This is a genomic window from Sporosarcina sp. NPDC096371 (assembly GCF_044762865.1).
Lineage (GTDB): Bacteria > Bacillota > Bacilli > Bacillales_A > Planococcaceae > Sporosarcina.
In genome coordinates this window covers 22,806-45,220 of sequence record NZ_JBIWFE010000001.1, presented here as the reverse complement: position 1 = coordinate 45,220, position 22,415 = coordinate 22,806, and the positions used below count along the sequence as shown (strand labels likewise).

Genomic DNA, 22,415 nt, shown 5'->3' with positions numbered 1-22,415 from the left:
TTATCTCCAGTCTTTCATCCATATTGGTACATCGTTCATTATAGACCAACTACTGGAGTAGAAAAAGTTACTATTTACATAGTAATTCCACTACTTTAAGCAATAGAAATTGGAGAGTGTCCAACGAAAGTGCGACAGCGTATAACCAAAGTGGGCAACTGTACACCCAAAGTAGAATTTTTCAACCAATTGCGTGAAGTGTACAACCAAAGCAAGACCGTACAGCCAAAATGTGAAACTGTTCAACCAAGCGCACGAAACCTTCCAACCAATAACCAGAACCATCCAACAAACTCCCGAATCATTCTCTCCATACAAAAAACGAACAACGGCATCGTGAGACGCGTTGTTCGTTTTGTACTTTAGACGGTAAAATGCTTAAGTTCGACTTGAAGTTCTTCAGCGAGTTTTGCCAACGCTTGGGCACTTGCAGAAATTTCCTGCGTGACAGCGAGTTGTTGCTCGGTTGCTGCGCTTGTATCGCCTGCGGAAGCGGCTGCTTCATCGCTTAACTGCTGAATTTCAGCAGAACCGTGACGGACTTCATCAGCCATCGCTTGTATTTCTTCAATCGCAGCGGAAACTGTCTCGACTTTCGAGGTGACATCACCGACTGCATGCTGAATGCCGTCAAATACTTGGCGCGATTGTTCAGTCGCCGCAATGCCTTCATTGACGCGGTCACTTCCTGCCGTGATAGATGTCACGGCCCGTTTCGATGCATCTTGGATCATGTCGACCATCGATTCGATTTCGGACGCAGATGCTTTCGATTGCTCAGCCAATCTGCGCACTTCCTCCGCCACAACCGCAAATCCTTTACCGTATTCCCCTGCGCGTGCCGCCTCAATCGCAGCGTTAAGTGCCAGTAAATTCGTCTGGTCCGAAATATCGGTAATGAGCGCTGTGATTTTCTGAATTTCATCTGAATGCTGCGCCATTTCCTCCATAATGTCGGACGATTCTTTGATGGTCGTGTGGATGGTTGACATTTGTGCCGACATTTCCCCAACAACGCCTGATCCCCTCGCTACGAGAGTGGACATTGTTTCTGTTGCATGTAACATCTCTTCATTATTATTGGCGATTTCCGTAACACCTAAAGATAGTTCTTCCATTGATGCCGTTGATTGTCCGATAATCCGTTGTTGTTGCTCACTCCCTAACAACTGACCTTCAGCTGTTTTTGCCACCATTTCGGATGAAGCCAAACTTTCCTGCGAACTGGCAGATAACTCTTCCGATTGTGCCGCCAACTGACTAGTTGATAGGTTAATCGTACGAACCATATTCGCAACGTCAGATTTCATTTTGTTAAAGGCAGTCGCCATCTCGCCTATTTCGTCCTTATTTTTAATAACTAATTCATCCATCGTTAGATTGCCATCTGCAATATGATTGAGCCCATCTGTCACAATACGAACAGGTCGCGAAATTCCGCGAGCGATCACCACTGAAATAACAATCCCCGCAATCGTTGCAATGACAATCATGCCCACTACCAATAGGATTGTGCCAAACATGATATCCTTCACTTCACTACGAGTCTTTTCTAATTCCACGAATTGTTCCTCTTTAATCTTTTCGGCGTTGTCGAGGACGTCAGAACCGACTCTTGCTGTTGCACGTCCAAGCTCCGTTGCTTTACGTTCTTCCCCAGCTTGGATACTTTCGATAATATTATCTTGTAAGTTTAAATATTTCATGCGTGCCACATTCATTTCTTCCAATAGATCCTGATGTTTCTTCGATTGAAGAAGTGTAGATAACTCTTCCAATAATTCATGAGACCGATTCATATGCTCCGTTCGTGCTTCTAAATACGAAGCATCCTTAAACAACATATATCCCCGGACATCGCTTTGTATTTCTTTATGTCTCAAAATAAATTCATCGATCAATTCTACTTTTTTCACACGGTCATCAAGTAAAAATTCATAATCCCCGTTAATGCGCAGTGTCGCCCATAAACTTACCACACCCACAATGACTAGCAACGTCAATATCGTTGCAAACCCACTCCATAACTTCCTCGCCACAGTAACCTTCATCATTTCTCCCCCTACGACCTTTTAGCCTACAAGAACGAAACACTTTAATAAGGACAAAAGTATTAATTCTATTCTACCATGATAGATTACTACTATTCTACTCAATTTTGTTTTAAGTCAGAATATGACGAGGTTTTTTCCGTTACATGCATACATATCCCTAAACTGCGCACAATAATTGATACGGAATTCCTAGATATGATGGATGTATTTGCAGATGGGCGACGTGGACGAATTTTAATTATAGAAAGTGAGGTAGAAGGATTTGTATAAAAAAATGATATTACTTACCTTACTCCTCCTCGCTTTTGGCTGCTCATCTTCATCTGTCACACGCCCTCCGTTACCCGAAGCTGACTTTCTCGTGATTGCACACCGCGGGGCATCCGCTTATGCACCTGATCACACACTCGCCGCCTATGAGATGGCGATGCAAATGGGCGCAGATTATATCGAACTGGATTTACAATTGACAAAAGACGGAAAACTTGCGGCACTTCACGATACGGTCATTTCATTGCAAGATACGGATCGTTCTGTCTCCGATGTGACATTCGACGAACTGCAGCTCTATGCACCTGGAAAGGAATTTAACGAGGACAATCCCCACTATGCCTCCCCACAGTATCAGGGATTGCGTGTAGTCGATTTGGATGACATCCTTCGTCATTTTGGTAATACAGTCAACTACTATATCGAATTAAAATCTCCTGATTCCTACCCAGGGATTGAAGTGGAATTACTACATCAACTTCGAGCACATGGTCTTCTAGACACAGATGATGAAAGACCAAAAGTCATTATCCAATCATTTGATAAGGTCAGTTTAACTAGGATAGCTGAAATGGAACCTTCTATTCCTCTTATCCAGTTATATTCATTTGACAAGACAGCTCATTTATCAAAAAAGGAACTTCGGAAACTGGCAAGATATGCATCCGGCATCGGTGTACCCGCGGAGACTGTGACAAAAGAGTTTGTCGAAGCAGTTCAAAAAGAAGGTCTAGACGTCCACCCTTTTACCATCAATGATGAAGCAACGATGCGCACACTTATGACGTATGGTATCAATGGCCTCTTTACAGACAAACCAGATATCGCCGTTCGCTTGCGGGACGAAAAAAGGAGTATGGACGCCAATTAGCATCCATACTCCTTTTTCTATTTCGCATCGCAATGCTTTTTCAATCCTCCGACATCAAAGAACCCCGTATATTGAAATTAAAGCTTTTGAACCTAAATTTGCAATATAGGACGACAATCTGCTCTGGCAGTACAAAAAGTGTGGCATAAAAACATAGGTGGCCAATGAAAATAGGAGCCATAGTCATCCATCTATCTTCAACGAAACCAGCCACTTCGTTTAAATAGAGCATAATTAATACCAGACCGATTCCAACAATAAGGAATCCTGGACCAAGCATTAATCTATCCATGAGCCGCTCCAGCAGTGTCTCCTTTGTCTCCCCTTTTCGGAAATGCCCTTTATGAAGCAACAAATAGTATCGAAGGAAAGCGACAACAAATACGACTAGTCCAATTAGCAGTGCTAGATATGTGTAATTCAACAAAAACTCCTGTGTGATCCCCGTATTTTCTTCCTGACTACCTAACAGAAATAAGGCAAGGATGAAGAAGGAAACGCCGAACATATTCAGATTGACAACTATATAAACTAGATACTGTATTCGTTCAGCCTTTCTAAATACCGCCTGAATTGAAAAAATAATGGATAATATGACATGGGCAACGATTATCCAGAAATGAACGATAAGAATTTCCTTATTGTATGGGTAGTTCGTGAAAGAAACTCCAGCGAAGTACTCTATTGCAAAAATTATGGCCTGGAGAATTATGTATGAAATTAGCATATTAGCGAGCGCTGAGGGGCTTCTCCCACCTAACTTCTGAGGTTCCCTTAACTTCGCAAAATCTTCTACAGTTAATTTTTTCAACGTCTATCATAACCCCAATCAGAGCGCTATACTAGCGTTCTTGCGCCTGGTTTTAAACTTATTTAAATTCACCTTTTTCTTCTATAGTTTCACTACTCACTCTACGAACTACTTTTACTATTTCCGCGACGATTTGAAAGTTTGTACTTTGTCTCGCTTCCAGTAGCTCCACACCATTTCTGTTGGACATTACTAATGTCCAATTTTGTGCCGATGATGTAAGTACATGCAAACCTTCAATTCTCCAATTCCCTTTGTCCTTATAAAACATCATCAATCGATTGTTATGTATTTTATTTTTGATGGAATGATTTAGTCTTCTGATGACATCGGTTGTATCATTATTTGCATTAAACTTTTCAATCTCTTTGGGGTTAGCTATTGCCCCTTTGTGAATACAATATTTATAAAGACTTGGTGGTATAAAAACGCTTTTTTTTGATTGTTTGTTACGTTTTTCGACACCTAAAAGCATTCTTGGATAAATGACTCTATTCCATATAGTAGAAGGATCCCCATGCATGTAAAGTGTGTAATCTTCCTCATTTACCCGAGAACATTCGATTACATGTTCTTCCCCGAAATAAAATAGACTTTGCTTATTCTGGTCAGTAATGATTTCTAAGGTGACATTCGTTCTAGCCATAATCCACAAAGCCTCGGCAAACCTTTCCTCAAGCCTAACCTCATCATCAACAAAATCAATCAGCCCACGACGATGAAGTTTTTTATACACCTTTTCCCATTCCAATTCGATATCGTGTTTACTATGATTTGGAAACGGATTAGAAATACCGATTAATGTATTTGCCCCCAGTGTTTGCAACATAACAAAAATATCACTTTTGGTGAATGCCTGAATCATCGTTTTTTTCCTCCTTTCTTTGACTTTTTATATCGCTCGCCTTTCGATAAAGCAAATTGGGGGTAAACTTTCATCAAATCATCCTTATTATTTCGGATAAAAATATATCTGTGTATGGAAGTTGAAAAATAAGCAGGCAGTATAGAAAGTAAAGAAAGCACAATAATTATGATCATCATTTTTATTGAGTTATTAAAGATTAATGTCAACATGACTTGCGCCAAAACATAGCCTAACCCTGATGCAGCCATAATCCATGAAAAATTGCCAGACTTTTTCGTTTGTAGTTTATGGTAAGTTCCATTGTATAACGCTTTGAGGTTTATCCAGTTAACGGCTAATAGAAGACCAATCAGGAACAAAACACCTAATAGAAACGGAACTTTACTTTCGACATTCAGATGAAAGTATAAAAACTTTTGAATAACTAGAAACAATACATACGTGTTGACAATGCCGTATATTCCAAAAAACAGGTAATAAGATAATTCAAACCTGTATGGATCCACAATGTAGATTATCGCCCATATATGTAAAAGAACCGTTGGAATTAATGCAGCAATAAAAAAATCATACGAAAACGGATCCCCAAGCAATGGAAATATACCTAAAAAGTCAAGGAACAATATGAAAAACGTGATAATATTTCTCCTATTTTCTCGTGGTGTCTGAAACCTCAAATAGGATAATGTGATGGCATCCACTGTTGTTTTATTATTCAATCTATCCAACTCCCAAAAAATCATTTGAACCATGAAGAAACTTTATCGATTATCCCTTTTGTTCCTTTTTTTATTGCATCACCGACTGAATCTTTTTTACCGTCACTATCTATATCCATAAGCTTTACTTCGTTTAAGAAAAACGTAGCGGCCACACCAAAAAGTAAACCCACGCCAGCACCTACCGCCACTCCCAAGGGACCACCAATCGCTCCAACATATGCGCCAGCAGTTGCAGCCCCATAGGCAGAGGCGGCTATCGAGACACCCGCAATCGTAACATCTGCTGTAACATTACTAGCAATTTCACTTGCCGTTTGGTCATTATTAACACCATGGATAATATCGCCACTAACCGTAGTTGCGACACCAATATAACCAATCTTATTCCCGGCAAATTTAAATGCTTCTTTCATATTTGTCATTGGATCCACGCGCTTGTAAATCTTTGTATAATTAGTTGCGTCTTTATGGGAATACGTTTTTTTTCGAACCCCAATCAAATCTGGTCGTTCTAGCTTTAGTACTACCTTTTCTTTTCCTTGTGCTGTTATCCTTATATCTCTTGAAATTCCGAAACCATTTAGAGCAAGATTGACGTCTTTTATAGCTTCATGTGAAGCCTTTACTGTTATCCCTAGACTCGAAGCGGCATTTATTGGTATCGCCTTCCAATCGTGCATATTAAAACCGATTGTGGATGCAAGTCCTCCTAATACATCCGTTTCATTACTGACAAAATCTACGACTTCTACATCATTCTCGAGCACACGCGGATGACAAACCAATGAGTCAAATTGCTGTTTATTATTGATTCCTGCAATTGGTGATTGACGCTGTATTACTTTCCAACTTTCCGCCGAAAAATTGACATCCGTAAGCCCATCATTTATCAACCCATCTATGTCCGCAATCCAAGTCTCCATCGTCCTGAAATTAGTCTCAAATGACATCAAAATACCTGTCTGCTGGGCGTCAAATGCATATAATTGGGTAATCGTTTCATCCCGCTGGATTCCAGCTTTTCTTACACCTTCTTGCACATTCGAATCATCTAAGCGGGGCAAATAAACGATATCGGCCACTTGATCCATGATGCTGTTTGCCTCATCTGTTAAGTCGGCGGTCAGCCTTCCAATCGTTTGTAATCCCTGCTCGACTTCTCCCTCCAGAAATTCCTGACGAATGAAGCCAGATGGATTAGGTTCCAATGAATCTAGTGCGGTAGACATTTGTTTTAATATATCAATAAACTGTAAACTGACTGCGTCGAAAAACTGTAGAAATGGCAAATGGCATTCTTGGTAGAAGGAACGGATTGCATCGCCGCCCTCACCTGTCAGCGATGCATCCATTGCCACTAGTCCTTCAATCGTTTTATGGATTGCGCGCATCTCATTGCCTACTCTTTGCAGCATCACAACATTACGCTCAAGTCCATTCTGAAAAGAACTAACATCTAATACCTTCACTGCATCACCCTCCTCGGTCCAGGCCCAACACTATTAATCGCCGCAGATATTTTTGCATCTGATTCACGCATGAATGCGACCGAGTTTTCTGTGGTTTTAACATTCTTGAATAAGGCCATTTGATAGCTCGTCAGTAGCTGCTCTAGCTGGGAAGACAATTCCGTTAGTTTCGTTACGGAGTCCATTGTATTTCCAGTAATCGGCGTTTCCGCCTTTGTATCCAATGATTCGCCCGCTTGATTCATTTCACTGAGTTGGTTTTCAACATCTGCATACACGATTTTCACTTCTTGTGACATAATGCTCCCCCCTTATTGCTTAGATTGCGCAGCCGCCCGTGCTGCTGCCGCTGCCGCCGCCTGTTCCGCAAGTATTCGTGCAATCGTTTGTTCAATTGAAGCAATTTCCGCGAGAAGTGAGGCAATCTTATCCGCAATCGCGGTGAATGCTTTGCTAAACTGAGTGCCTGCCATCTCCATATAGGGCGCATGAATCCCTGCCTCACGAATATCCTCAAATTTGGACGCATGATTTCCATGCCATGTCTTAGCTGCAAGTTCAGGATCTAGACATTTCTGGTCATTTGCCGAGAATTCCTGCTGTTTGCCTTGCAACGAGGATTGACACACGTTGAGTCGGCTTACTTCCTCTTTCTTCTTCCGAAGTTGTGCGTAATAGTATCCTAACATTCCGATTCCTCCCTATCCCTTTTTGCTTTATCACTTCAAGGACTTCCCATTTACCGGAACAGGTTGGTGGATCAGTTTAGGTAGTAGAACCATAAACATGACAACCATTCCCAGTGCAATTAGCCCAATAAAAATCAGCGTTCGCCCGGCATGCCCCGTTGCCTGCTGACTAGGTGCCTCTGCAGGTATGTTCGCTGTTTCCTGGCTGTTCTCTTTTGTAAATAATCCGATTTCCAACGTCTTTGCGGCGACTGTACTCTTTGTCCCTCGCTCCGCCTCTTGAAAAACGAATGAGGTATCCCCCTTTTGAGGGAGCTGTTGGCTCCCATCAAAATTGATGTCAAATTGTTTGACTGGAATGGTATTTTTCATTTCCGCCTTTTGTTCGTCATGCAAGTAATCGGTATTCTGTTTAAATTTCAATTTTTCGTAGATAACCGGCTCCAAATCACCAATCGGGTCATCGCTGTCGGCATCTACTTGATGCCCACTAAACACCCAAAACAGAACTAAGAACATAAAGATGAATCCTTTTCTTTTACGCCCCTTGCGCATGCTCTACCTCTGGTTTTTCCTGCTCCGGATCCATTTTTTTCCTTTTACTCATGACAATGGACACGGATAGCATAACAACAGCGATAATTGCTGCAATCACCGCTCCCCCTATAAAGAGCGTATCCGGTTCATATTGTATAGACGTATACACGTCTGATAACACGTCAGGCATGTTGATGTCCGGTACACCCAAAATGAGTAGCGGGCTACTATACAGGCACATCAGCGCGATGCTTGCCAGCCACCCCGTTGTCTGACCAACATCAAGCGCAGTGCGAATCGTTGCCGCACTTGCTAACAGGAGCAACACAGTGAAAACAGTCCATTCGATGGCTCTATCATCTGTCAGCAGATACATATTGACACTATACAAACTGATAATCAGGCCTACTAGAACCGAAAGTAGCACCGTCATACCCGTGCGAAGTGCGATGGATCCTTCTTGGAAACGATGGCTGAAGAAACCAATCACCAGACTGCTAATGAGCAAAATCATGAACAGCATAACAGGCGGCACTTTCTTGACTTCATCCGAAAATGCGGCTTCGCCTTTCGTTTGGAGTGGATTCACGAAGTGATTGAAAACATAGCCATTCTCTTGGCCATCCACATACGTGTTGGCAAGGAATCCTTGGATATCATCCTTGAACGCTGTCATGGCATCTAAATTCGTTTCCCATTTGTCACTAAAGACTAACGACTTATCTCCAAAGCTTGCCGTTTTCGCCTGTAAATCTTGTGCCGCATTGACCAACCCATCCTGTCTTTCCGACACACTCCTAACAAGTCCACTTAGGGAAACAAGCTCAGTGCTCACATTTTGTTGGCCAGCAACAACCTCCCCTTCTCCGACATTTGCTTGCGGCTCACCCGTACCAAGCAATGTTGAAGGTGTTTCAATCTGCGTCAGAAGCGTAGCGGCTTGATAGTTGATCTCCGAGAGGTCGTCCAACAAAGCTGTATGCTGCTCTTCCACTTGCTCGCGATATTCTAACTGGAAAGCCCCTAGGAGTGCCCCCAATTCACCCACCTCTTGTTTTGTCCCCTTCACGCCCGTCAATAAGGTGTTCCACATCGCCATTTCGTGTTCGCTAAGCTCAGTAAAGTATTTCAACGTCAATGCCAACACATGGTCTTTTAACATGTCTTCATAGACGTTTTTGCCTACTTGCTCTGTAAACAACAGCCCTGTTTGTTCCAATATTTCATACAGATCCTTGTAATCAGCAGATGCTTGCACATAATCAGCTAGTAACTGTTGTCTAGCCTCACTCCACACCTTTTCCTTTTCAGAAATGGTTGTTTTGACGGCCGACAGTTCTTCCGTCGTTTGTTCAATGTCCGTCGGAAGGGTGGATTCTGGATCCATTAACAGTACTTCTTCTTTCAAACTTGCAAGCTTAGCTAGAACGGTATTCAGTTTCTCTTGTTCTTCACTAAGTTCCGGAAGTACTGTATTCTGTCTGTCATTCGCTCGCCATTCCAAGTCTTCCTGTATCGCTTGTTTCTCTGGATCACTAAGCTTTACGCCGATTTCATCGGTTGCAATTGCAACGATATCTTCCATAAGTAGATTCGCTTGCATCTCACGCAATGCCAGCAAGTCATTCATATGTTGTTGGTTGTTAGCGAGTTTTTCGTCCACTGCTAAGAGTTCGCCAGCCAATTGCTCATCATTGTCATCAAGAACGCCCATTGACTCTTTATAGCGCTGTAACTGGTTTAATGCGGCATCGTTTATTTTGGATAGACTACTTTGTTGCACTTGTAGCAATACGTCTTTCTGATCTACTTGGAAATCCTTATATTGCTGCACATGTGACACAAATTCATCCAGTTGCTGTCCAAAAGCTTCCGTATTTCCAATTCGTGAATCATGTGATTCGTCGGCGCCTTGAACGGTCGAACGTAGATTTTCAATCTGTTCTTTCTGCCTTTCCATATTAGCCACAAGTGTTTCTGATTCTGGCTTATAGAACGCTGACATCGCTCCAAGGAACTCCGTTTCTTTCCCTAAAATCGTCGCAAATTCCTTTTTAATATGATCCATTTCTAGTGAAACGTAACTCCAATAGAGGGTCGAAATCTTTTGGTTCACTCGATTCGTAGCGGATTCGATTTCATGTAATACATTTTCTTTTTCCAACCCGCTTTTTTGCCGTTGTACTTGATAGGCAAATTCCGCTTTAACGGGATTTTGCTCATCATAAGACATAATGTTTTTAGAAAAATCCGACGGGATGTAAACAATTGCTTCGTACTGATTCGCTTTCAATCCATTAACGGCTGCACCGCGCCCCATCACTTTCCATTCATAGGGCGAGTCTTTTGCCAATATCGCGACGACTTCTCTCCCCATATCAATGGTTTCTTCTTCTTTATCGATTCCCAAATCTTCATTGACAATCGCGATCATTTGCTTTTTGGGGCCGTTTATATCCACCAGACTGCCGCCCAGGAGTTGAAAAAACAAAATGGGCACGGCAAATATCAACAAAATACTGGCCACTACTTTACTCATCTTTTTCTTAGAATCGCTCATTGATAGACCTCACTTTTCATCATACTTAACGGAGTTTGAATTTTTGTATCTTTGCCATTCAAAATATAATAGGCATAGCCGACAGGTAGTTCTGCTTCTTTCCGTTCATAAGGTACCGTAAATAAGGTTTGCTCAGACTTCTTCATGAAGATAAGTGCTTGACGCACCAGTTTTAATTCATTTGTAAATACGTCATAGCCCTTCATAATTTCCGCGCTATTGCCTGACACAATGACATTGAAGCCCAAGTGGGAATAATTTTTCATTAGCTTCGATAAACGATCCTGAATCCCACTATCTACAGCCTGTAAAAATCTAGTGTATTCATTGATAAACAAGTACGATGGTTGAATCGTCATCGGTCTTCCATCTCGTTTCAGACGTTCCACATATTCTTGCTCCTGTTGGATAAAGTACTGTTCGGTCCCCGTGAGCCATTCCAGTAACCGTTCTTTCGTTTCCAAATAATCTACGTTTTCTTCCTGCGAGAAGGAAGCTAATCCACGATTGAACGAATCGAATATCGCGACAAAACCTTTCTCCTGTTTCGCCAACGTCTGCAACATAACCTTCAACATATTCGTCTTTCCTCGTTGGGGAGGCCCGATAAGCACGCAATGGCGATTTGTTTTGAAATCAATCGTCATCGCTTGCACCGTATCTTCCGTCAAACCGATGGCGATTAGACCTGTTTCTTCTTTTTGGTCAACGTACGATTCAAAATTAGTCGTCGTCAATTCCAATGGCAACATCGGAATGGCTTGCGGTTGAACGCACTCCTTATAGCTGTCTTTCAATAAAAGAACACTTTCTTTCATGGCTCCAAGCACTTCATAATCATTATTCCCGCTAACCGGAAGATAGATTTGAGAGAAGAAAGCCTCTTCTTTCTTTATAATGGCTCTACCTGGGAACGCTTCTACTTCAAACGGCACGCGACCAATCACCGTGAATGCCTCTGTCGGATCCGTCAAATAATGGACAATTTTGGTCTTCAAACTATTCATCAGCGATTGTCTGATAGACTGCGCTCTTGTTGCGGTGACAAACAGATAAATGCCAAGTGAAGAGCCATCTCGCGCAATTTGCGTACACTGCATTTCAAGTTCTTCCATCTCTTCACGTACAATGTCGTAATTATCAACGACGATATACAAGAGTGGGAACTTTTGATCAGAAAGCGCATTATACATTTTGATATTGCTTACTTCCGCCTTTTGAAAACTTAGCTTTCTTTGCGTAATTTCTTGTTTAATGAATGTCAGTAATTTATCGCGCTTTAGTTCTTCACCCAACGTAAAATAATCTGCTGTATGAGGGAGTTGCTTTAACGGTAACAACGAGCCATTGCCATAATCTAAAATGTAGAAATGGGCTTCTTCAGGCGTAACATTTTCACTAATTCCTAGTAATGTTGTCAGTAACGTCGTCGATTTTCCATAGCCGGATGATCCGAAAATCCCCAGATTTCCATCGTCTATCATGTTGTAGGCAATTTGCGTTTGACTTTGCTTTTCAGGTTCATCAATCATGCCCAGTGCAACAGTGAAACGATCGGCAGTTGTGATTTTCTGCTTTTCAATCCGCATCGCAAGCGGCGGTAGCCATGGACTGGCTAATTTTTGAATCTCCAAAACCTTTTGCGTCTCGGCAATTTTGGCGGTGACTGCCTCCATCTCCGTCATATGGTTTTTTTTCTTTCCTGTATTCGTTTCGATACCTGACAGCGGATACAGTCCCAAATCAGTCACGATGGCGACTTCGTCTTCCCCTTCAATCGTTTCTTCCATATAGCTGGCACCACTCCACGCGGATTGGAACAATTCATAGACTTCGTTATTCCCGACTTGCAAATACCCCCGTCCTGTCACGGTAATCGATGCAGCATCACTGTTTTTCAAAATTTCTTTACTATCGGAAGCATCCTGCACTTTCAACGCCACACGAAAACGGGCATTACTCCAAATTTGCTCATCGATAATGCCACCTGGCTTCTGCGTTGCTAAAATAAGGTGAACGCCAAGACTCCGCCCAATCCGAGCAGTACTCACAAGCTCTCGAATAAATTCTGGTTCTTCGCTTTTCAACTCTGCAAATTCATCTGAAATCAGAAACAGATGCGGCAATGGCTCTGCAGCCTGTCCTTCTTTCACTAAATTCGTATAATCATCGATATGTGTAACCGTATATTGATCGAAAAGGCGTTGCCTTCTCTTCAACTCACTATTAATAGAAGCAAGTGCCCGCATACTAAAGTTTTTACTTCCTTCGATATTCGTAATCGTCCCTAACAAATGCGGGATATTCCGAAACGGCTGTGCCATTCCCCCACCTTTGTAGTCAATCAGTAAAAAAGCCACTTCATGCGGATGAAATTTCACCGCAAGTGACAAGATATATGTCTGTAAAAACTCACTTTTCCCCGAACCCGTCGTCCCCGCTAACAGTCCATGTGGGCCATGCGCTTTCTCATGTAAGTTCAGTTCCACAAGATCTTCTTTCCCTTTAAATCCAATCGGTGCGGCAAGCGACTTGGCGGATTCATTCGTTAGCCAATTCTGTCCGATTGGCAACTCCTCCACGTCTTTGATGCCAAACATGTCGAGGAAACTAACCGATGTGGGGATTGAATTTGTCATACCTACTTGATGATTGAGCGTTTTTAACGTTCTGGCAAATTGCTCATTGGTCGAAGGGGAGGACTTGTCCAATGTGAAAGGAATACGAACAGCTTTTTTAGCGTCGATAATAATATCCCCTTCTCGCTCATTCACGTAACGGATCAGCGTATGGACATTTTCTGTAATGCGCTCTTGAGCAGATGCCGTAAAGATGACGGAAATACCCAGTTCCGCATGATCTATTCCTTCCAAATACTCCAAAATGACATGTTCAGAAAGTAAGGTGTCATTCGAAACGATGAAAATCAGATGGGGTACAAATTTTACTTTCCCTTTGTTTTCATCATTATCACGTTCACGTAAAATCTCATAAAGTGATGATAATAGCTGATCCTTCGTTTGCTCATTGTGGATCAAGCCCTTGGCATGCATATAAGGAAGAGTGAAATGCGGTAACCACTTCATCCATTCAATCGACGAGTAGTCTTTTGTATCAAAAATATGGATAAATCGGACATCATGATAACTGTGAGAAAAGGCAAGCTGTCCGATTAACTGATGAAGTTCCCGTTTGATGACGGATTCCTTTCCGACTAGACCTAATATCCCCTCAGACAGCCCAGCAGTGATGGGAGCCCCAGAAATCTCTTTATAGACAGCTTCCATGCGCTGAGATTGCTCTAACAGATCATCAATTTCTCGATTCGCCAAATCACCGGAAGACAAAGTCAGTTTATAGCTAGAAGGAACATTCCCTGTACCCAACCTAAATTCAAGGAAATCACGACTTTCCAATGTCCTTTCCCAAATCCGCCCAGATAGCTGATTCGTCATCTGCTTCATTTGCTCGAAGGAAGGATAATGATATTCCATGACGTCTTTCTGCTTGACGGACAGCTCATGAAGCTCTTCGCGTATATTTTGCAGGTAATTTGTATAGACACGTCGTCTTTTTTCTTCATTCAATTTCCGTCTTTTCTTATCCTTGACGTATTGTACCGTCGATGTGACGAGCGTCATGAGGAACATCGAAATCGAAATCATAATGAATATTCCTCGAGGTATTACAATAGCAACGAGTCCCATGACAAGAAGCATAACGAGGGGTGGCGTAATGATCATCCAAAGTCCCCTACTTGTATCTTCACTTTCTTGTGAGGGGAATGACAGCGTTACTTTATCCTCGGGTACGTCGTACAGCATGCGTGGTGTACGCCTATATTCCGGATACATCGTCGCAATGACGGACTTCGGTACATCGAAATTCGGTAACTGGGTTTGATAATCGGCAACGGATGCGATTTCAAGTACATCTTCATCAATCAGCTTTACTTCCATATACGCCCACTGCATCACGTCACCGATTTTAATAACCGGGTTTCCGTCTACATGCTTTCCGTTGATAAAAAGTCGACAGCTAGGATCCTTGTCAACTTGCCAGCCCAAGGACGATTTCACTAATGAAAATGAACCCTCTTTCACGTTTGCATTCACATGTTCCAACATATTGACGGTAGCTAACGGATTGTCTACACCAAACGAGATGTCGTTTTCATAATCAATATAATAGGTTCTAGGTAGTCGAAAAGCAGGCGTTTCATAGAGTTCCAAAACCCTTCCCTTCCGTGGCACGAATACGGGATCCTCTTTCGTAAGCAATCCAAGTTGGGCGCTGTCTTCAGAGACGAAAAACCCTGATTCTACAGCTTCGAGTACGATGGGACCTTGTGTAAAAGGAAACGTCTGAATCGTGACATCATGCGTAAGCTCTGGTCCAATCGTCATCTTTTTCATGTCAGTTTCTTTATAGTCAACTCGTTGATAATAGTCTTCATAAAACAACCAAAGTTGCGGCACAGCACACACCCTTTTCTGTAATTTCATTCCATCGCTTGTCCGATTAAAGATCGGAGTTGGACTGTTCTTATTTTTGCTCTATCACTTGCTCTTGTTTCGGCTCTATTACTTGTTCTTGCTTCGGCTCTATTACTTGTTCTTGCTTTGGCTCTATCACTTGTTCTTGCTTTGGCTCTATTACTTGTTCTTGCTTTGGCTCTATTACTTGTTCTTGCTTTGGCTCTATTACTTGTTCTTGCTTTTGTTCTTCCCCTTGTACTTGCTCTCGCTCTTTCTCCTGCCCCATTAGCTTTTTATATTCATCGACTTCGTTATCGATTTCTTTTAGCATCTGCTGCTTTTCTTCGCCTGTCAGATTGGTTTCGGCTTGTATTTCTTCACGCCTTTTTAACAATCCATACGTAATTAGCTCTCCATCTTCCATCAAACGTGCAAGGTCGATGGCTTTTACGGCCTCACTTCGACCAATGTAAATCCAGTACTTCAAATAATCCGTATCTGTTTGAAGGGAGATGTTATTTAACACATTCTTTTTCTGCTCTTCCGTCAACTCTTCGTTCATCACGAAAGAATGTGCAAGCTCGTATAGCACCACATACGGCATATGTTTCACACTATGTTGGCTTAAGATCGTAACCACCTCACTATATCGGTGTGTCAAATACTGTTCGTGACTATCTAAATAAGCTTCATTTCTCGGCATCTCGTAAATGAGGAAATAGAATGTAAGGATAAGTGCGGGAACCAATGATAGCCCAAGACCGATTGCTAACCATTTAGACGTCTTCCATTTCTTTCTCGGCAATTCAATATAGTGCTTTTCTTTTTCCACAATCCGTGCAAGTTGATCTTGAATAACAGCGAGTAATGATTCGCTATCACCCATTGACATAATCAACTGGCCAATTTCCTTTAGTTCAAGTGTTTCATGATACTTGACATACTCTTCAAACGTGCGGGAGCTATCCACTGCGGCGGCAACTGTCGCTTTCAATTCAAGCCAATTCCGCTCAGTATTCTCTTCAAAAGGCGGCAAGCTTTCCATCACACCGTAATGAATAAAATAAGGCGTCATTCCCGTACTGTAGACGATATTTTCTGGGCAAATCACAAGATTCAGGCGTGGATAGGCATGCGTGCGCACTTTTTCTACAAGTTGGTATGCAAAAATCCATCTTGTTTTTTCATCTTCCACTGAAAGTGCTTCAAACTTCTTAAAAGAAGGTGGGGGATACGCATGAATAATGAGCTCATCTTCTGTGACGACGATTTCTTTCTTTATTTCAGCATCTGCTTCTTTCACAAACTCGATGGCCGTGCTACTTTTCAAGCCAATTCGTTCTTTCTGAAAGACAAATGTTCGTTTATTTCCTTCTTCATGCATTTCCGAATCTAACAGACTCTCTAAATAACTTTGTTTTTTATTAGACAACATGATACCTCCTTTTAAATTATTTCAATACGGTCTCCAGTCGTTATTCCACAATGCGCCAACGTGAGGTGACCTGGAAATAATTTATGTTTATTGACGACACGCACCCAATGCCCTTCACGCTGACTTTTGGAGATGGAACCTGCTTGCCATGCGATATCAATGAGCTTTTTCATCGTATGATAATCCGATAGTTTGAGGTCAAATACGTCTCCTTCATAATTCGAAAGATCGACCGTAATTTCTATGTACATATCCCTTCCCCCTATCAATGAAGGAGCGTCCCTCACTAAAGAGAAAGACGCTCCCCAACTATAACTTTTCAATAAGTGAGTAGATTACCCACGAATTTGACTTGCAATTTGTTGGTCCGCATCACGTAATGCATTACCTGTACGGTTCAACTGAAGGCCAACTTCATTTAACAGTTCACGCATTTCATTCAAATGTGGTTTTAGACGCTCGTATTGTTCTGCAAATGCAGCACTTGAAGCCCCTTCCCACATAGATTGCAACTCACTCATCATTCCATCAAGACGACCAATTTGTGATGCAACTTCCCCTGATTCATGGTTGTAACGAGTAGCCATCGATTCTAGTTCTGCTGGTGTTACGCGAATAATTCCTGACATTCCAAACATCTCCCTAGTATAAGTTTTGTAGTGCTTATAAAATAACTGCATAAGCCGATAAATAACAACAGTAGTCATTATGTACCTTCTCCATACAGGTACTTCCAACGACCAACTGCTACGAGCTGCAGCATCACCCCCTTTCATTTATTGGATGATCATTTCAAATCACCTACTCACAGCATGGTCCAGCCAGAGCAATTAACCTCGTAATGCACCCCTAAGGATTTATGTGAAAGTTTAGCATCAACAGGTATCCGCATCGTATAAGCTTCTGTCCACGGTCTAAAAGCATAATGTCCTTCCGAAATTTCATCCGTCGAAACGAGGAAAGAGCGTGTGTCCTCCAACACCGCGCAACTACTCATTAATATAATTAAGAATATGAACCCAACTTGTAGAACAGCTCTCACATAATTGTCGCCCCTTTATTTAATGAAAGCTTATTTTATTATCAAATTTAATAATATTTTTATTGATTTATCGACTACTCTCTTTCCATGTACATATTCAAACGTTATTAAAAGGTATAGAGTATGAATATCACTCCCTTTTTCAATTGTCAAAGGCATACCATACTGACTAAAATACAACTAGGTCATTTGTCACCAAACCAATTGCCGTACTGTTATAATTCCTGGTAATTACAAGTGTTATTTTACGCTCCATCTCAATTTCAAAGAATTCGGCGGTCGGAAAAATAGTCCAAAACTAGTTATTACTTCCCTCATCTGTATCTTTCGATTCATTTATTCTACTATTCCCAAAAATAAATATCTTGTATTAAAGATACTTGAAACTAGACTATTCTACAGCTAAAATTCGACCTTTCAATTAATAAAAATAGCTATATTTTCACATGAAATCTTGAACTTCCTGACTACAAACTCATACTTCCTCCCCCCCTACACCTTACCTAAAAAAATTCAAAATCCCCTATCCAGCACCAAGCAGGCTGTAGGGGATTTATCGGTAGAACCGGGGCGAACTTTGTTATTTAAATGACATCTTCAAAACACTTCACACTATATTTTTTAATTATAAAAAACCCCATTTCGCATCTGAACGAAATGGGGCTGATATAAAGACTATTTTGGACTTACTTACGCCTGAACTGGTTTCTTCCATAAACCTACTATCAATGCCGTTATCAAACTACCCACCGCAATTGCAAGGATGTATAGTAGTGGATTTCCTTCAATGATTGGAATGACAAATGCACCGCCGTGTGGTGCTGGCAAGCCAATTTTAAACATCGCCGTCAATCCGCCGGCAACAGCTGAACCAATAACCGCCGCGGGCAGAACACGCATAGGATCCGCTGCCGCAAATGGGATTGCCCCTTCTGTTATGAAGGTTGCGCCCATAATATAGTTCGTTTTCCCAGCATCTTTCTCTGCCTTTGTAAATTTATTTTTAAACAATGTTGTTGCTAATGCCAACCCAAGTGGCGGCACCATTCCACCCGCCATAATTGCCGCGTGTGGCGCAAAGTTCCCTGCATCGATCATCGCAATACCAAATGTAAAGGCCGCTTTATTGATGGGTCCACCCATATCAACGGCCATCATGCCTGCAAGAATAACACCCATCAAAACTAAGTTTCCTGTTCCTAGACCATTCAACCAATTGGTAAGCCCCGCGTTAAGTGCGGTAACCGGATCCATAATCACATATAACATGATGATTCCCGTGAAGAATATACCAAATAACGGATAGAGCAATACAGGCTTAATTCCCTCCAACGAAGACGGAAGTCCCGCAAAGACTTTCTTTAACAGCACAACGATATAACCAGCCAAGAATCCCGCGATCAAACCACCGAGGAAACCAGCCCCACCCGTTGCTGCCATCAATCCACCAACCATACCAGGCGCAAGACCCGGACGATCCGCAATACTCATCGCGATAAAACCAGCGAGTACAGGAATCATTAATCCAAAGGCATTACCGCCACCAATCGTGTCCAGCGCCGCCGCGAATGCATTGTAAGAAGGATCATTTGGATCAGCCGAATGAATCCCAAACATAAATGAAATCGCAATTAATATCCCGCCCCCAACAACGAAGGGAAGCATATTTGAAACACCATTCATCAAATGCTTATAGAAATAGGACTTCTTAGCGGTTGTTTCTTCACCCGCTTCTTCACTTTTACTGCTATCCCCTTGAAAAACCGGTGCATCTTGGTTGATTGCTTTTTCAATCAGTTCCTGTGGTCGTCGAATCCCAGCTGCAACCGGAACTTGGATGACATGTTTGCCAATAAAACGGCTGGTATCCACTTTGGTATCTGCGGCGATAATGACAGCAGTGGCATTTTGAATATCTTCCTTTGTTAATACATTTTTTGCGCCACCAGAACCGTTCGTTTCCACTTTAATCGGAATGCCCATTTCTCCAGCTTTAGCTTTCAATGCATCTGCCGCCATATACGTATGCGCAATGCCAGTCGGACAAGCCGTCACAGCGATAACACTTTGACCACCCGTTGGAATGTCTTCCACCGTTTCCTCTTCATCTTCTTGATCATGGCGGTTAATAATCGCTAACACTTCATCTTCTGAAGTAGCCTCAAGTAGTAATTTTCGTACCTCTACATTCATCAACAATCCCGACAGACGTGCCAGTACTGCTAAATGCGTATCATTAGCCCCATCTGGAGCAGCAATCATGAAAAATAGGTGTGCTGGATTGTTATCCAATGATTCATAATCGATTCCGGTTGTCGACTTACCAAACGCAATCGCGGGTTCCTTCACAGCTGTTGTTTTAGCGTGTGGAATCGCAATGCCTTCCCCAATTCCTGTCGTACTCTGTGCTTCTCTCGCATAAATTGCCGCTGTAAAATCGGTACGATTCACAAGTTTTCCTGCTTGATCTAATTGATTGACCAACTCTTCAATAGCACCATTTTTATCGGCGCCTTTCATCGATAAAGCAATCGTTTCTCGTGTTAACAGATCGGTGATTTTCATAGAAATTCACTTCTTTCAATTATTGTGACTTGCGGTAATAACTGTTCAATCGTCTTTTTCGTCGCCAACCCCACTGAAAATGCCGTTGCACTGCCTGCTGCCACACCATATTTAAACGCTGCCTCGACATCGTTTTCTTGTAAATAATGTGCCAAAAATCCTGCTACTAGTGAATCGCCTGCACCAACGGAACTTTCCAATTCACCTACCGGCACTGATGAAATCAACGCACTCTTCGCATTGACAAACACCGCACCTTTTCCAGCAAATGACACAATCACATTTTGTGCACCTTGCTCAACCAATTGCCTTGCATATGGAATCGCTTCTGCTGGTTCCGTAATCTCACAATTAAATAATCCACCCAGTTCATGATGGTTGGGCTTAATGAGAAACGGTCGATAAGCAATCGCTTTTTGCAATAAATCACCTTCAGCATCCACCACAAATTTCACACCGTTTGCCACACATATTTTAATTAACTCTTCATACGTGGTTTCTGGTAAAGCAGCCGGTACACTGCCTGATAAAATAAGTATACTTCCCTGCGGAAGATTCCTGATTTTCCCCTGTAGCTGTTCATACTCAGATGTCGTAATCATTGGCCCTTGCCCGTTAATCTCTGTTTCAACATCTGTCGTTACTTTCACGTTAATTCTTGTATCTTCTTCTACATGCACGAAATCCGTTGCAATCTGTTCTGTTGCTAAATACTGTTCAATATAAGCACCCGTAAAGCCGCCAATAAATCCTAGCGTCTCACTTTCAACACCTAATCGCTTTAAGACGCGTGATACATTAATTCCTTTTCCACCAGGAAACTTGTCATCCTGCTCAATGCGATTTAACGCACCAAGCTGCAAGTGTTCGAGAGAAATGACATAGTCAATCGAGGGATTTAAGGTCACTGTATATATCATGCGGACACAACCTTTACTGTCGTTTTATCTTTATATAAATCTACGATGTCTTCATCTAATTCATCTGTGATAATTGTTATTTTTTTCAAATCAGTAATGTTGGCAAATGAAATCTCGCCAAACTTTGTATGATCCGCTAGAAAAAATGTTTCTCGTGATATTGACAGCGCTTTCTTTTTGACGACAGCTTCCTCAGGATCAGGTGTTGTGAACCCGTGAATAGGATGAATGCCATTTGCCCCTAAGAAACATTTGTCAAAGTGATATTGTTCCAAACTAGCTAATGCACTACCACCCGCAAGTGCTCTGGTCGCCGCTTTTGCATAACCACCAATTACATAGACTCGTATTCCTTTGTCTAACAACTGTTCAACATGCATAAGCCCATTTGTCACGACAACAAGATCTTTTTCCGGAAGATACTCAATCATTTCTTTAACCGTTGAACCGGCATCTAAATAAATACAATCGCCCGCCTCCACTAAACTAGCTGCATACTTCGCGATTTTCTGTTTGCCATCTAGGTTTTGGCTGTATTTCTCGGGCATACTTTGTTCAATGATCATGCCATGTAATTTAGCTGCACCACCATGAACACGTTTTAATAGTTTTTCTTCCTCAAGTACGGTTAAATCCCTTCGAATTGTGGACTCAGAAGCCTGGGTGGCATCTACCAACTCTTGAATTTTAACCACACCTTGTTCTTTTATCATTTGTAATATTAACTGATGTCTTTCTGAGGTTAACAAAAATAATCCCCTCCACAATTGTCTAACTAGTTCATATTATAACCGGAATAGGAATAAAATCAATCATAAACAATCAAAAATAATCAAAAACAATTAATTCGTGATTGTTTTTGACTGATTACTGTATGACAAAGGATCAACTTAACTAACTCTATTTCATATAAAACGCAAAAAACCACAACCTTGGAGGCTGTGGCAATTTCATATTTTATCACGACTGTTCTTTAACCATTTTCTCGCATAAAACATAGGCGAAAAAGGCTAGGAAACATAGATTTTCACTGGTTCATTTCCGGTCCGCTTTCGGCGAAATAATCACGACAGATTTCCCAAGAGGTCCCCGGTATGTCTAGCAATGGCTCCGCCATTGCTAGA

At 41.8% G+C, this 22,415-nt stretch carries 18 protein-coding genes; 1 reads left to right on the top strand and 17 read right to left on the bottom strand.

Going from position 1 to position 22,415, the window contains the following annotated elements:
- Window positions 1–362: 362 nt before the first annotated feature.
- Window positions 363–2,051, bottom strand: coding sequence for a methyl-accepting chemotaxis protein (locus ACIQ0H_RS00175; protein WP_403409196.1), 1,689 nt, complete (start codon window positions 2,049–2,051; stop codon window positions 363–365).
- Between the two features lie 265 nt (window positions 2,052–2,316).
- Between ACIQ0H_RS00175 and ACIQ0H_RS00170 the strand changes: the two genes are divergently transcribed.
- The gene (locus tag ACIQ0H_RS00170; RefSeq protein ID WP_403409193.1) at window positions 2,317–3,195 is read left to right on the top strand and encodes a glycerophosphodiester phosphodiesterase family protein; all 879 of its coding nucleotides are present in this window, start codon (window positions 2,317–2,319) and stop codon (window positions 3,193–3,195) included.
- A 40-nt stretch (window positions 3,196–3,235) separates the two neighbouring features.
- On the opposite strand, the gene ACIQ0H_RS00165 is transcribed toward ACIQ0H_RS00170, so the two are convergent.
- From ACIQ0H_RS00165 to ACIQ0H_RS00090, 16 genes are all read right to left on the bottom strand, one after another.
- Window positions 3,236–4,006 carry a hypothetical protein gene (locus tag ACIQ0H_RS00165; RefSeq protein ID WP_403409190.1) on the bottom strand — a complete coding sequence of 257 codons (771 nt, stop codon included), beginning with the start codon at window positions 4,004–4,006 and terminating at the stop codon, window positions 3,236–3,238.
- Between the two features lie 58 nt (window positions 4,007–4,064).
- The gene (locus tag ACIQ0H_RS00160; protein WP_403409187.1) at window positions 4,065–4,871 is read right to left on the bottom strand and encodes a hypothetical protein; all 807 of its coding nucleotides are present in this window, start codon (window positions 4,869–4,871) and stop codon (window positions 4,065–4,067) included.
- Window positions 4,868–5,593: a hypothetical protein gene (locus tag ACIQ0H_RS00155; protein ID WP_403409184.1), complete on the bottom strand. Its 726-nt coding sequence runs from the start codon at window positions 5,591–5,593 to the stop codon at window positions 4,868–4,870. The genes ACIQ0H_RS00160 and ACIQ0H_RS00155 overlap by 4 nt, the downstream gene beginning before the upstream one ends.
- 20 nt (window positions 5,594–5,613) lie before the next feature.
- Window positions 5,614–7,065, bottom strand: coding sequence for a ribonuclease YeeF family protein (locus ACIQ0H_RS00150; RefSeq protein WP_403409182.1), 1,452 nt, complete (start codon window positions 7,063–7,065; stop codon window positions 5,614–5,616).
- Window positions 7,062–7,364, bottom strand: a complete 303-nt coding sequence (locus ACIQ0H_RS00145; protein WP_403409179.1) for a YwqI/YxiC family protein — start codon at window positions 7,362–7,364, stop codon at window positions 7,062–7,064. Before ACIQ0H_RS00145 ends, ACIQ0H_RS00150 begins: the two co-directional genes overlap by 4 nt.
- 12 nt (window positions 7,365–7,376) lie before the next feature.
- Window positions 7,377–7,754, bottom strand: coding sequence for a DUF5082 domain-containing protein (locus tag ACIQ0H_RS00140; RefSeq protein WP_403409176.1), 378 nt, complete (start codon window positions 7,752–7,754; stop codon window positions 7,377–7,379).
- A 30-nt stretch (window positions 7,755–7,784) separates the two neighbouring features.
- Window positions 7,785–8,273 (bottom strand): type VII secretion EssA family protein, encoded by a 489-nt coding sequence (locus ACIQ0H_RS00135; RefSeq protein ID WP_403409173.1) that lies wholly within the window; start codon window positions 8,271–8,273, stop codon window positions 7,785–7,787.
- Window positions 8,274–8,292: 19 nt separating this feature from the next.
- Window positions 8,293–10,851, bottom strand: coding sequence for a type VII secretion protein EsaA (esaA, locus tag ACIQ0H_RS00130; RefSeq protein WP_403409170.1), 2,559 nt, complete (start codon window positions 10,849–10,851; stop codon window positions 8,293–8,295).
- The gene (gene essC, locus ACIQ0H_RS00125; RefSeq protein WP_403409167.1) at window positions 10,848–15,329 is read right to left on the bottom strand and encodes a type VII secretion protein EssC; all 4,482 of its coding nucleotides are present in this window, start codon (window positions 15,327–15,329) and stop codon (window positions 10,848–10,850) included. Before essC ends, esaA begins: the two co-directional genes overlap by 4 nt.
- Window positions 15,330–15,396: 67 nt before the next feature.
- Window positions 15,397–16,761 (bottom strand): type VII secretion protein EssB, encoded by a 1,365-nt coding sequence (gene essB / locus ACIQ0H_RS00120; RefSeq protein ID WP_403409164.1) that lies wholly within the window; start codon window positions 16,759–16,761, stop codon window positions 15,397–15,399.
- 14 nt (window positions 16,762–16,775) lie between these two features.
- The gene (gene yukD, locus ACIQ0H_RS00115) at window positions 16,776–17,015 is read right to left on the bottom strand and encodes an ESX secretion system protein YukD (RefSeq protein ID WP_403409161.1); all 240 of its coding nucleotides are present in this window, start codon (window positions 17,013–17,015) and stop codon (window positions 16,776–16,778) included.
- Window positions 17,016–17,099: 84 nt separating this feature from the next.
- The gene (locus tag ACIQ0H_RS00110) at window positions 17,100–17,393 is read right to left on the bottom strand and encodes a WXG100 family type VII secretion target (protein ID WP_403409158.1); all 294 of its coding nucleotides are present in this window, start codon (window positions 17,391–17,393) and stop codon (window positions 17,100–17,102) included.
- Between the two features lie 176 nt (window positions 17,394–17,569).
- Entirely contained in the window at window positions 17,570–17,761 is a 192-nt protein-coding gene (locus ACIQ0H_RS00105; protein ID WP_403409155.1) for a hypothetical protein, read from the bottom strand.
- 735 nt (window positions 17,762–18,496) lie between these two features.
- Entirely contained in the window at window positions 18,497–20,371 is a 1,875-nt protein-coding gene (locus ACIQ0H_RS00100) for a PTS fructose transporter subunit IIABC (protein ID WP_403409153.1), read from the bottom strand.
- A complete protein-coding gene (gene pfkB, locus ACIQ0H_RS00095) occupies window positions 20,368–21,291 on the bottom strand; it encodes a 1-phosphofructokinase (RefSeq protein WP_403409150.1) in 924 nt (307 codons plus the stop codon). The genes ACIQ0H_RS00100 and pfkB overlap by 4 nt, the downstream gene beginning before the upstream one ends.
- Window positions 21,288–22,040, bottom strand: a complete 753-nt coding sequence (locus tag ACIQ0H_RS00090) for a DeoR/GlpR family DNA-binding transcription regulator (protein WP_403409147.1) — start codon at window positions 22,038–22,040, stop codon at window positions 21,288–21,290. Before ACIQ0H_RS00090 ends, pfkB begins: the two co-directional genes overlap by 4 nt.
- Window positions 22,041–22,415: the final 375 nt, after the last annotated feature.